At 45.7% G+C, this 13484-nt stretch carries 10 protein-coding genes; 7 read left to right on the top strand and 3 right to left on the bottom strand.

Features of this window, described 5'->3' with window-relative positions; genetic code table 11:
• Positions 1-165: 165 nt before the first annotated feature.
• The 6 genes from ACLUWI_RS05995 to ACLUWI_RS05970 all read left to right on the top strand — a co-directional run bounded on the left by ACLUWI_RS05995 (position 166) and on the right by ACLUWI_RS05970 (position 6853).
• Entirely contained in the window at positions 166-1128 is a 963-nt protein-coding gene (locus ACLUWI_RS05995) for a PfkB family carbohydrate kinase (RefSeq protein WP_412138130.1), read from the top strand.
• A gap of 106 nt (positions 1129-1234) precedes the next feature.
• A complete protein-coding gene (locus tag ACLUWI_RS05990; protein ID WP_412138131.1) occupies positions 1235-1927 on the top strand; it encodes a phosphoribosylanthranilate isomerase in 693 nt (230 codons plus the stop codon).
• 87 nt (positions 1928-2014) lie between these two features.
• On the top strand, positions 2015-3172 hold the full coding sequence (locus tag ACLUWI_RS05985) for an iron-containing alcohol dehydrogenase (protein ID WP_412138132.1): 1158 nt from the start codon (positions 2015-2017) through the stop codon (positions 3170-3172).
• 729 nt (positions 3173-3901) lie between these two features.
• On the top strand, positions 3902-4108 hold the full coding sequence (locus ACLUWI_RS05980) for a hypothetical protein (protein WP_033934823.1): 207 nt from the start codon (positions 3902-3904) through the stop codon (positions 4106-4108).
• A 32-nt stretch (positions 4109-4140) separates the two neighbouring features.
• Complete coding sequence (locus tag ACLUWI_RS05975) at positions 4141-4386, top strand: DUF2922 domain-containing protein (protein ID WP_033934822.1); 246 nt, start codon at positions 4141-4143, stop codon at positions 4384-4386.
• Positions 4387-4879: 493 nt separating this feature from the next.
• Complete coding sequence (locus ACLUWI_RS05970) at positions 4880-6853, top strand: DUF2325 domain-containing protein (protein WP_412138133.1); 1974 nt, start codon at positions 4880-4882, stop codon at positions 6851-6853.
• Between the two features lie 159 nt (positions 6854-7012).
• Here the strand turns inward: ACLUWI_RS05970 and ACLUWI_RS05965 are convergent, their stop codons facing one another.
• The 3 genes from ACLUWI_RS05965 to ACLUWI_RS05955 form a co-directional block, all read right to left on the bottom strand.
• Positions 7013-8482 carry a glycoside hydrolase family 1 protein gene (locus tag ACLUWI_RS05965; protein ID WP_272218245.1) on the bottom strand — a complete coding sequence of 490 codons (1470 nt, stop codon included), beginning with the start codon at positions 8480-8482 and terminating at the stop codon, positions 7013-7015.
• 7 nt (positions 8483-8489) lie between these two features.
• Entirely contained in the window at positions 8490-9398 is a 909-nt protein-coding gene (locus ACLUWI_RS05960; RefSeq protein ID WP_412146581.1) for an ROK family protein, read from the bottom strand.
• A 67-nt stretch (positions 9399-9465) separates the two neighbouring features.
• Entirely contained in the window at positions 9466-10851 is a 1386-nt protein-coding gene (locus ACLUWI_RS05955) for an MFS transporter (protein WP_272214998.1), read from the bottom strand.
• A gap of 303 nt (positions 10852-11154) precedes the next feature.
• Between ACLUWI_RS05955 and yicI the strand changes: the two genes are divergently transcribed.
• A complete protein-coding gene (yicI, locus tag ACLUWI_RS05950) occupies positions 11155-13437 on the top strand; it encodes an alpha-xylosidase (protein WP_412146580.1) in 2283 nt (760 codons plus the stop codon).
• Positions 13438-13484 lie beyond the last annotated feature (47 nt).

Genomic DNA, 13484 nt, shown 5'->3' with positions numbered 1-13484 from the left:
TCGCGATGAATGCTCTCATTGACTGTCGTGATGCTAAGGGCGCTAAAACGGCGCTCTTTTTTTGTACCATCTTGACAGCGCTTTCACAAGAGGGTAGAATTGGTTTGTCAACAAAGGTTTAATCAATTAATCTTATGTTTAAGAAATAGAAAGAGGTGTCATCAGATGAGCGAGAAACCATACGTAGCAGTCATTGGCGGCATGAACATGGATATCTTCGGCATTCCTGATGAGAAGGTCATTCCGCGTGATTCGAATATCGGCCAGATTGGCATGGCGGTCGGAGGCGTTGGGCAGAACATTGCTCAGAACCTGGCGCGGCTAGAGGTGCCAACGTATCTGATTACCGTTTACGGCGATGATATGAACGGTATCGTCATGGAGCATTCCTGCGCTCAGCACAGTATTCGGCTGGACTACGCTGAAAAACTGACTGGCCAGCGCTCATCGGGATATCTCTACGTCACTGACGAAACCGGAGACATGCTTTTGGGGATCAACGACATGAAGATCTGTGAGAACATCACGCCGTCATTTCTGGCAAAGCGGCTCGACTTTATCAATCACGCGTCCGTGTGCATGATCGATGCCAACCTGCCGGAAGAGTCGATCAAGTGGCTTGGCGAGCACGTGACGGCGCCAATCTTTGTTGATCCGGTGTCAATCGTTAAGGGCAAGCGCGTTATTCCAATTTTAGATAAGATCGACACGCTCAAGCCTAATCGAATCGAGGCCGAGATGATGACCGGCATTAAGATCACGGACTGCGAGACAGCTCAGATCGCTGCCGCCAAGCTGTTGGAATACGGTGTCAAAAACGTCTTCATCTCGCTGGGTAAGGACGGCATCATGGCCATGAGTAATGATCAATCAGCGCACGTGCCAACAATGACCACCAAAATCGTCAGTGCAAACGGCGCGGGGGACTGCAGCACGGCTACGATCGTCTGGTGCCGCTACCGGGGAATCAAGAATCTTGACCGAGTCTGCGAATACACGCAGGCAGCCGCAAGTATCGCGCTGGAAAGCGAAAAGTCGGTGCCTGACATCACGCCGGCAAAAGTCGAGGCCAAGCTGGCAGGAAAGCGGCTTAACGAACAGTTGCGCTCTAAGGCCGTGAGAAGCTGAATCAGTAATCAGCGCGTAATCTATTGAAACGATGACTAAACGGCCTGAAAACGACGCTGAGACGGAAATTTTAGACCGAATGAAAGAAACCAAGGAGGAAACTAAGATGATCAAGCAGCTCTACTCAATTATTCAACTGGACGAAGCCATCAAAACCATGGAAGCCGGCGCCGACAACATCGGGCTGGTGCCAATGCAGATGGGCGGGGTGCCTGCTCACCGCGTGCCGCTGTATAGGGTTGATCAGATTCATGAAGAATGCCGGCTGCGCGGAGTCAAGATGGTTCTGATCATGCTGACGAACGATCCAGATGAGATGATCGACCTGGCCAAGCGACTGCAGCCAGAGATTCTGCACGTGGCAGGGGATGGCTACACGGCTGATGAGGAATTCGCCAAGCGTTTGAAAGAGGTCGCTCCTAACACTGAACTGATGCAGGCAGTGCTGGTTGATGGCAAGGGAGCTATTGAGCGTGCCAAGAAGGTTGATCCATTCGTTGATTACATTCTGCTGGACTCTGGCCTGGCCCCTGACACGGGAATTGGTGCTTCCGGTCAGACGCATGACTGGAACATCGATGCTGAAATCGTCAAGTCAGTCAACGCCAAGGTAATCGAAGCTGGAGGACTGGGACCAGACAACGTGGCGGACGCGATCAAGAAGATTCGTCCATACGGCGTCGACTCGCTGACCAAGACGAGCATCAAGTACGACCACGGCAACATGGAAAAAGACATTCCAAAGGTCAAGGCGTTCTGTGAGGCCGCTGACAAAGCCGCCGCGGAGATTGGTCTGTAGAATTCAAAACGCGAGACGATCAACGCGATCCAGAGTCAGGGGAGGCTCTGATCGTCATCAATCAAGAGAATGCGAGGGGCGTGGAATATGAAAATCAGAATGCAGCAGCCGGTCAAAGTCATCGTTGAACACGATCTGGCCAAATCAATCATGGAGATTCTCAAACGGGAGGACAAACGGCGCGTAATGGTGGTGCTTGATCAATTTTTGATGGGCGTACCAGCCGTACAAGAAATGCTCGCCGAAATGGATGAGAACGGTATTGAGACGGCGGTCTACAGCGAAATCGTGCCAGACCCGCCTGCCAGCGTCATCAATAAGGGCGCGGAATCAATGAAAAACTTTGGCGCGGACTGCGTGATTGCAATCGGTGGTGGGAGCTGCCTGGACAGTGCCAAGGGAATCGACATCGTAGCCAGCAATGGCGGCAGCCGCGATATCCTCGACTACGTAAAAGACGAATCGCTTATCCGTGACTTCAAGTGCCTGATCAGCGTGCCTACCACGGCCGGTACTGGGAGCGAGATGTCCAACGCGCTCGTGGTTACCGATGAGACGACCCATGAGAAGAACGCTATCTTATCGGACCGCATTTTGAGCGATTACGCGCTGCTGATTCCTGAACTGACGCTGAGTCTGCCAAAGCGCCAAACGATTGCCAGCGGGCTGGACGTCTTCTCGCACGCCGCGGAAGGCTACCTGTCTAATCTGAGCAGTCCCGTGGCCGATGCAATCTCAGAAAAGAACATGTTCCTGTGTGCCAACTATCTGCCAGACGCGGTTAAAGATGGTCAAAACATCGAGTATCGCGAGCGGATGATGGTAGCTGCCAACTTGGCGGGCTGGATTCTTAATCAGTCTGGAACCATCGTGGCGCATTCAGAAGCTCACATTCTGGGATCCAAGTATCATTTCGTCCATGGCGAGGCGGTTGCCTATGCTCTGCCTGCCGTGCTTGAAATGTCGGCCTCTGTACTGCCGAAGAAGGTCAAAGAGATTGGCAAGATCCTAGGCGCTGAATTTACTGGGGATGAAACGCCAGACGAGATTGGCGCAATCACCAAGCAGGCCTATCTGAAGTTCCGTGACGAGCAGGTCGGACTGCACCCATTTTCCGACTATGGTGTCTCAAACGAAGAATTGGTTAAGAACGCTGATGAAGTGCTTCATGAACGATTTGCCGGCAATACATCCTTTGAGCTGACCAAGGAAAAGGTTACCGCGCTCTTGAAACATTTCGGTTAGGATTGCCGCTAAGTTAAAACGAGCCAGGTCATGACGAGTTCATGGCTTGGCTTTTTCATTTATTTTAGGACGCTCCCCCAGGCCGGCTCCGCTTCCGCTTCACGGGTCTCCTCTCCGGCGGGCCGCATGTGCCATGCTTACCGTCGCCTCGAGTGAGCCCCTAGTTCCGCTCACGCTCCGCCGGCCTGGGGGATAATGCATATACACCCTCTGTATATACAGGACGTTCCGGTCATGTATGAGTGCATGTAGTCTTGAATAACATCGGTAATTCCTTTTTGGTGTAAAAAATTCTAAGACTGAAAGTGACGAATTTGGGGTAGTATTGGCTGACAAAAGATTGGTTCTGATCATATGTTTTTAAACTACTACAATGTAAATAGTAAATAATGAATTGTAAATAGTAGATTGTGCATTGTGAATTGTAAAATGTGAACGTAATATAAACCGCTATATAAAGGCCTTTGAGAGATAACGGTATAAACTAATACAATGTAAATAGTGAATAGTAGATAGTGGATTGTAAATAATTAATTGTGAATAATAAATTATCATCAATGACTGAGATTGATAAAAGGAGGATTAGAGGCCATTTCAAAATAGTTGATTAGGGATGCTTAATGGATGCGAAAAATCTTTAGAATCTTCCTTTACTTTTTTGAGCTTGAATCGTTTCTATAAATGTAAGTCTTAAAACCTTACCAAATTATTCAAAGGAGATGTTCAATCATGGAACGCAATTTCAAGAACTCAAAACTGTCATTTAAGATGGTCAGCGAGGGCAATGAAGATGGTCTCTGGCGCAGCTACTCAGATGCCATTGAAAAGCCGACTGACGATCAGATCAACGGCTGCATCAAGGTATTGACCGACTTGTCCAACGAAACGTACTTCTACGGCCGGGTAGTCAACACGATCGATTTGATCAAGATGTAGTCAGGAATTATATTTGAAAGGAGATCTGAACTATGAAGACACTTGAATTGACTTTTAAAGGCAGTCTTGGCGGCAAGCACGTATTTAAGGTGCACAATGCTAAGCCAGATCTGAAGGAAGAAACTATTCTGCCAGTGATGAAATCTCTGGCAGCGCTGAAACTGTTCCAGCACTCTGACGAATTCCTCTACGAACAGCCTGTGTCAGCTAAGTATGTTGACGTTCAAGAAACGGTTGTATTTGACAACTCGCCAAAGGTTAAAGAGCTGCCATATTAATTGATTGAATCGGGATTGGCAAAAGCCAGTTCCGATTTTTTAATGTCAGAAGACGATCCGCTGATCATAACGGGTCGTCTTTTTTGATGAATGAAAATCAGGTAGTTCTTGTTTTTCGATATTTTTATCGGCAGACATTTACTCGTTTAATAAACTCCAACAATGTAAATAATGAATTGTAAATAGTAAATAGTAGATTGTGAATTGTATAAAGTGGATTATTTACGGTTAAGATATGCTGATATATGGGCATTTATATTCCGTTGGATAAAACTTTAACAATGTAAATAATGAATTGTAAATAGTAGATTGTAAATTGTGAATTGTAAAAAGTAAATAATCCACGATAAAAGATTGGTTCCGAGTTGGTTCAACTTACACTCCGCTGACTTGGTTTATTTGTCATAATTTCAAAAATTTTTAGAGCTTTTTTTCATACATAGACGCTTATTGTCCGGGCCGGTTGATAAAATCAAAATTGAGGTGAAGAATTATGTATGACTATCGAAAAGATATAATTGATATTATTAAGGGCACTAATCCCAGCATTGAAGGCATCGAGGCAGTCCAGTCGATCGTGAACCTGCTGCGGCATCAGTCTGGCTATCAGAATCCAATGAACAGCGGGTTGCCAAGCGAACCGGAAAGAAATGAAGAGACGATTGAGCCACTCGAAACGGCATCCCCGTCAGATACGGCAATTGAGCAGAATGAAGCAAGCGAGGCCGTTGAAGACAGTCGAGAAACTGAGATAGCTGAAAATGAAGAGAGCGGTCAGACTGAGCAGGATGAGGCACCAGTTTCTGACGAGGATAATACTGAAAACCAGGTTGAGAAGCGCGATGCCTTAACGCTGGCCCAGTATGACGCGATTCATATTTTTAAGTCGATTATGGAAACGACCGCCAACGAGTTGCGCAGAGTAGTCAAGGATTCAGAATATCAGCCATCGTTTGGCACGCTGAAGAAGAATCTCGAGGACTGCCACTATAATCTGGGCGATGAAGACACTTCGCTGACCAACGCGTACTATCTGATCGTGTCGCAGCAGCTGAAGCAGACCCGGCAAACGTATAAGGATATGCTGGTCGGCAAGGAAAACATCAGTCGGCTGATCGAGCGCTTGATCGCGGCCGGTGCTGATCTGGCCAAGGAAACTGATGATGCTTCCAAGCTGACTGCATTTCAAGAAGCAGTTGCTGAAGCGCAAACGAATGGGCTGATCAAAGAGGAGACGGTTCAACGATTTGACACGCTGTTGAAAGAACAGCCAAGCACGACGGACAAGCAGACCGTTGAACCAGCCGAAGAACCTAAAGCGGATGACACGGTCCAGACTGAAGATAAAACGGCCGAGAATCCAAAAGAGACTGACACGGACCAGGCTAAAGATGAACCAGCCGAGAAGTCTTCCAAGAATGAAACTGATGTGGAGCAGGTTTCGCCAACACGTTCCGAACCAGAAACTGAGCCATCATTTGCCGAATTACTTGATCAATCGTCAGTATTTGATCTGGATCTGGACGAATACGTCGTGCAGCGTCGACTGACTGGAGCCCAGCTGTTGGATGCCTATGGTCAGCAGGCGTTCTTCATCAGTGAGAAGATGATCCGAATGCTGAATCTGCAAGATGGCGATATCGTTACGGCTGATGGCGAGCCTTACCAGTCATTATCCAAGGCATATATCAAACGGGTAACTGGCCATCTGGATCTGGACTATGATCCGATTGAGGTATTCCGCCAAGCCGTAGTCGAAAACAAGGATGGCGAGCTGGTCGTTACCCATAACATCTATGGCAAGCGGCTGAAGGTCAATGGATCCAAGGTTACCTATCACGTCAAGGATGACCGCATTCAGTTCATGGTGCAGGAGGGCGATATCGTGGATCTGGCATGGTACGCCAACGATGACAACACCCAGGACAGCATGACGATTCGTTGGGTCTACCCGCTTGAAGACGATAATCAGCTGGCAGAAAAAGCGCCAAAGCAGAAATCCGTGGAAAAGAAGCCTGCTAAAAAGGAAAAGATGCATCTTGCGCTTGGTTTAAGCAAGCAGATCTTTGGCAGCATGCAGCAGGGAGCTCAAGACGCCAAGAAGCTGAAGGTGGATCTGAAGGGACAAAAAGTCGGCATCGCGATCGGCAACGGTCAAAACGGCGAGATCCTAAAAGCCACGGTCAGGGCCTGCAACGGGGATCCACGGCTGATCAACGCGTTCACCGGCAAGAGCAAGAAGATCGAAAAGGCGGTCAAGAATCTTGATATGGTGATCATGATCAAGTCCTACGCGAACCATCCATCGTCATGGTCACTTGCTAAGGCCTGCAAGAAGTATGGCGTCAAGTTTGCCGTAAGCAACAAGATGTCGACGCAATCGTTCTGCCGTGCGCTGTATCGGGCTGAAAACAACCTGCCGTCCGATGAGCAGAGTGGCCAGGAGATCGAGTACCCAATGGGATAAAAACAGAGAATTCTATAAAAAAGGCTTGATTGCATTACGCAGTCAAGCCTTTTCTATGACGTTGGCACAGTTTAATGACGAACGCTTGGAGTGTTTTAATATGGAGCTTATGATTGTCAATACAAGCTATGCCAAGTGTATTAAATATGTGGAAAAGCGTTAATCTAAATTTTCACCATTTGAAAGAATGACCTTTTGATACCAGAAAAATGAATCTTTGGGCGTGCGATCCATTGAGCCATTACCTTCGTCATCCAAGTCAACGTATACGAACCCATAGCGTTTTGACATTTCAGAGGTTGAGAATGAGACAAGATCGATTGGAGCCCAAGTAAGGTACCCCATCAGATTGACCCCATCTTTAATGGCTTCTTTCATCTGCTGAATATGGCTCCGAAAATATTGAATGCGGTAATCATCATGAATCTTCCCATCAGACGCTATCTGGTCGTGCGCGCCAACGCCATTCTCCACAACAAACAGCGGGATGTGATATCGGTCCCACATATCATCTAAAGCAACACGCAGTCCAATGGGATCTATTTCCCATCCCCAGTCAGTGGCACTTAGATGCGGATTGGATACCTTGACTTGGTCTATATTGGTAAAGTTTAGACCATGGCTGCCAGAAACCGTTGCCGAGCAGTAATATGAAAAGCTAAGATAGTCGACAGGATATTTTTTGATCAGTGTTTCATCATTAGGTTCCATTTGAATCTTGATATGATGCTCAGCAAAAAAGCGATTCATGTATTCGGGATATTCGCCACGAACCTGTACGTCCGTAAAAAAATAATTGAGATCATTAGCGTGTTGAGCCGCAAGCACGTCTACGGGATCACAGGTAGCTGGGTAGGCTTCAGAACGAGCGAGCATGCAGCCCATTTTGGCATTTGGAATAATTTCATGCAGCTGCTTAGTGGCGATAGCACTGGCAACGAATTGATGATGAAGAGCTTGATAACGTAGCTGCAGCTTTTCATCTTCATTAGTTAGATTGTCTTCCAATGCCCCTGTTGCATGAAATCCAGACGCACCAGTGTTAATTTCATTAAACGTCATCCAGTAGCGAACTAAGCTCTTGTATCTGTTAAAAACAGTCTTTGTGTAATTCGTAAAGGCAGACACGGCTTTGCGACTTGCCCAGCCATTATATCTAAGCGTCATACTTACCGGTACATCATAATGTGATAGCGTTACGACCGGCTCAATGCCGTATTTGTGCATTTCTTTAAAGACATTTTCGTAAAACTGCAGTCCTTTTTCATTAGGTTGCTCATCGTCACCATTTGGAAAAATTCGAGACCAGGCAAGTGAGACGCGGAAAGCCTTAAATCCCATTTCCGCTAACAGTTTGATATCTTCTGGATAGCGATGATAGAAATCATTCCCATGGCGCTTTGGATAAAGTTTTTCAGAATTACTGTTTACAGCTTCTTCGATTGATGAAAGCGTGGCATCATCCAGTGTTGGGCGATGATTGGTACCCGGTCGTGCTCCTTTAATACATTCAGCATCAGAAAGTTCTTTACCGTCTATGTTCCAGGCGCCTTCAATCTGATTTGCCGCGGTGGCTCCTCCCCATAGAAAGCTTTTAGGAAAATGATGTGGAAAGTCATTATTATACATATGTTGATTACTCCTTTAACTTTACTTGGCTTGAAAGCAGGCAGTATAAAGCGCCATAAAGATTAGCATCATTGCCGAAATGCGCCCTTACGATAGCGGGTGGTGTAACACCATTATTATCAAGCTTTAGATGATGCAACAATTGATAGAACTGTTCACGAATCGTATCGGCAACGATTGGCTGAGCGCTGATACCACCACCAATTACGTATTTTCTAAGGTCAATCACTGATTGAATGCTTAAAATTAAACAGGCTATTCGCTGACAATACTCCTGAAATATTTGATAGGCATAAGGATCGTGATGATTGATTAAGTCGAATGCTGCCGTACCATCATTGAGATCTGAAAAATGAAAGTGTCGGGCGATTTTTTGAATCATTAAGACTGCGGATCCATAGGTGCCGTAGTCTTCGTTGCCATTCTTAGCGCTCATGAAACTTAGCTCGCCGGCTTGATAGTGGACGCCGCGAAAAAGTTTGCCATCAAGAATGATGCCACCACCGACTCCGGTACCAAGAACGATTGCCCCAGCATCTTTTTCGTTTAGAAGGTTTCCCATCCATAATTCAGCTAGAGCAGCAGCTTTGCCGTCATTTTCGACACTGACCAAAAGATTATTCCCAAATCGTTCGGTCAGCTTCTGTCTGAGGTTAAGTTTATCTAGATAGGGGAGTGCTCCACCAAAATCAATTACGCTGGTATCAGGATGAACACGTCCAGGTACGCTGAATGCTACGCCACGTATGACATTCGCATATTCTTCAATTAATCGGTTGATTGTTTTGAGAAATTCAGATTGATCGCTTGTCGGTGTTTTAAGACGGCCGTGATCAGTTAAGTTTCCTGACCGATCAAAGAGGCCATATTTAATCTGTGTGCCTCCGATGTCAATGCTGAGATAATTCTTCTTCATGATAAGATCACCCTTGCTATTAAAAAAGAGAACCGATCAAATGAGGGTTCTCTTTATAGTTGATTATCTAGTCTTCTTGATTTTCACGCGCATGTTTTGCACGAAGATCAGACTGCATCTGTCCTTCAAAACTGTCAACTTTGTAGAATAACAGAGCTAATGCAGAAAGAGCAAAACCAACCATAGGTACCCAGACATAGTTTATGGAGATTGCATTCAAAGCAGATGCACTTTGCGCATGGTTGGCAACATAGCCACCCCAGTTCAAAATCCAACCGGTAATGGCGCCACCGATGCCCATACCGAACTTGGCACTAAAACTTGAGAACGAGGTAACGATACCTTCTGCTCGGACGCCATTCCGCCATTCACCATAGTCAACTGCATCAGCCAACATAACGGCAATCAAGCCAGATACCAGACCAGTCCCTAGGTTGACGATAATGTTGGCGGCGATGATGATACCAACGTTAAGCGTCTTTGAGCCAACATACATTACAAATTGGCCAGCGATGGCTGTAAGCATCCCGGTAAGCATCGTATTACGCTTGCCGAATTTCTTTGAGCACCATGGCGTAATAGCAACGGTAATTAAAGCAGCCATTTGCAGACCGAGCATGATTGATGTCAGCCAAGCAGCATGCATATTGTATTTGAAGAAGTAGATTGTGACTTGGTTACGCGTCTGCATCCCCAACCAGTAAATAAAGTTGATGAAGATAATAACTGCCCAAGGCCAATTGTGCTTGAGAGCCTTAAGTGAAGTCTTGATTGGAAGAGATTTCTTAGAAGAGGCAGTCTGAACACGTTCACGAGTGTTGGCAAAAGTATTCAAGAGCAGAAGGCAACCAATAATTGCTAAGATTAAAGCGGTGTAGAAGAACCCTTTCTGCTCATTGCCATGTCCAAAAGCGTTGACCATTGGCAGAGCAACGACTGAAACGATCGTGCCGCCAGCCGTACCAAAGAACTGACGAATAGTACTTAAAGTAACCCGTTCATTAGGATTATTGGTAAGGTTTGGCAGAACAGACGTAATCGGAATGTTAACCGCAGAATAAAGAATGTCAACGCCAATATAGGTAATATAGGCCCATACCAGCTTACCTTCCAGACTGAGATTTGGCGTGGTGAATACCAAAACACAGAAGATAGCATATGGAATTGAGAACCAGAGCCAGTACGGACGACTCTTACCCCAACGAGTATGAGTGTGGTCAATGCAGATTCCCCAGAACGGACCGTCAAATGCGTCGACTATCCGTGCTACCAAGAAAAGTGTCCCACAGGCGGCAGCAGATATGCCGAAAGCGTCCGTGTAAAAGAACATCAAGAAGTTTGAAATCATCCCAAACGAGAGGTTGCAGGCAAAATCGCTAGCAGCATAACTGATTCGCTCGGGCCATTTAACAAGATTCGGCATCTTGTCAACGTCGTTTTTCGAAGCATCCATTGCTTAACACGCTCCTTATAACAAATTGTTGATAGTTTTGTAAGTTTGTTAGTTTGTTTCCGTTGCGAACAATCACATAATAAAACCTTGCTTAGAAAATTGCAAGCGCTTTCCAGAAATGAATAGATTTTTGAGTGTCCTGAACAAAAAAACTACATAATATAGGCATTGCTGAGATTTTTTTGAAGAAATTAGTTTTGTATTTTAGGGGTTGACATGGTTAGAGCGCCTTCTTAAAATGATCACCGTAAGCTAGTTAGTTTCGTATCAGAACAAACTTTTTATCAGGAGGCATTTTGAATCATGAAGTTTACCAATGGATTATGGCTGGTGCGGGACAATTTTGATGTTGATTCCCCTGCATGTGTCTATGACTATAAAGTTGCTGATGATCATAAAAAAGTCAGTGTGTTTGCACCATACAAGCAGATCAAGGGTCGGGATGACACAACAGATGTCGGCGCTTCAACGATTGAGTTTACGGCACCACAAAAGAACATTATGGGCGTTAAGCTTATTCACTTTGATCAGTTGCCAAAGGATCCTTCCTTCCACGTTAATGATGAACATCTGGCTATGGAGACGACTGCTGATGATAATAGCCTAACGATTGCATCAGGTGATCTTAAGGCCAAGCTGCCGTTGGATGGGTCATTCCGCATTCAGTTCTTTGGTGATGGCAAGCTGTTGACGGCATCTGAGCCAGGGATGCAAGGTGAAATTAACGATCGAAATGATGGCCGTCATTATATGCGCGAAGCTTTGGACCTGGATGTAGATGAAAAGGTTTATGGGCTGGGTGAGCGTTTCACCAACTTTGTAAAGAACGGTCAGTCTGTTGATATCATTAACAAGGATGCGGGGACCGGGTCGGAACAGACGTATAAGAATATTCCATTCTATATCACGAATCATGGCTATGGTATTTTTGTTGATCAGCCAGAGACGGTTTCGTTTGAAGTTGCATCTGAGTATAACGACAAAGTTCAGTTCAGTGTTGAGGGTGAGAGTCTACAATATTATGTTGTCTATGGAAAGACGCCGAAGGAAATTCTTGCTGCCTACACAAGTTTGACTGGAAAGCCTGCTCTTCCACCGGCATGGTCATTTGGACTTTGGTTGACGACATCATTCACGACTGATTACAGTGAAAAAACGGTGCTTAATTTCATTGATAAGATGAAGGAAAATGATGTGCCGTTGGATGTCTTCCATTTTGACTGCTTCTGGATGAAGGGCTTCGAATGGACAAGCTTCGAATGGGACAAGGACAACTTCCCAGATCCAGCTGGTCTAATTAAGAAGATTCATGATCGAGGAGTTAAGGTATGTGTATGGTTAAACCCATATATTGGTCAAAAGTCACGGCTGTTCAAGGAATCACGCGATAAGGGGTACTTGATCAAGCGTAGCGACGGTAATCCATGGCAATGGGATATGTGGCAAGCTGGTAATGCATTTGTCGACTTTACGAATCCAGATGCCGTTAAATGGTATCAAGGCTACTTAAAAGACTTGCTCAATATGGGCGTTGATGCCTTCAAGACCGACTTTGGTGAACGAATCCCGGTAAAAGATGCTCATTACTTCAATGGCGCTGATCCAAGTCGAATGCACAATTACTATACTTATATCTACAATAAGACGGTATTTGACGCTATTAAAGAAGTTAAGGGTGAAAAAGAAGCTGTTATCTTTGGTCGTTCAGCGACAGTCGGCTCACAGACAATGCCAGTTCAATGGGGTGGCGACTCAGATTCGCGCTATACTTCGATGGCTGCCTCGCTTCGTGGCGGTTTGTCATTCATGAGCTCTGGATTTGGTTTCTGGAGTCATGATATTGGCGGCTTTAATGACCACTGCACACCAGATCTGTTCAAGCGTTGGACGCAATTTGGTCTGCTTTCAACCCACAGTCGCTATCATGGCAGCTCGGAATATCGGGTTCCTTGGCACTATGGGGATGAGGCCGTGGCAGTTTCACGTAAGTTCGTCAAGAACAAACTGAGTTTAATGCCTTATTTGTTTGAACAGGCCGTTGAAACGCATGAAAACGGGTATCCAATGATGCGGCCAATGTTTGTTGAATTCCCTGGCGACTCCACGGCTGAAGATTTAGGCACTCAATACATGCTCGGAAGTCAATTGTTGGTAGCACCAATCTTCAATGACCGCAGCCAGGCTCACTATTACTTACCAGCTGGCAAGTGGACCAACATTTTGACGGGGAAGTTCTATGATGTAAAAGTTGGTCAATGGTTTGATGAAGAATACGACTATCTGCATTTGCCTCTTTTGGCAAGACAAAATGCTATTCTGTTGATGAATCCAAAGGCAGAACATGCTAAGTATGATTATCTGAGCACGCCGGAACTGCATGTTTTCCAACCAACTGATGGTGAACATGAACAGCCGGTCGTTGATGAAGAAGGTAATCGTCATGGCACCATTAAGATTAATGTTGATGGGAGCAAGCTGACGGTAGACGTATCTGCTTTAAAGGTTCTGCCAACGTTGTATGTTTACGTTGGTTCAGAGGTTAAGGAATTCAAACTGACGGCTGCTCAGCAAGATATCGAATTGTAATATCGCGAAAGTCAATTCCCGTATGAAGGAATTGGCTTTTTATTATC

The organism is Limosilactobacillus mucosae, assembly GCF_046939755.1.
In the GTDB taxonomy this organism is placed as follows: domain Bacteria; phylum Bacillota; class Bacilli; order Lactobacillales; family Lactobacillaceae; genus Limosilactobacillus; species Limosilactobacillus mucosae_A.
The sequence above is the reverse complement of the archived record's forward strand: the minus strand, read 5'-3'. Positions and strand labels throughout refer to the sequence as shown.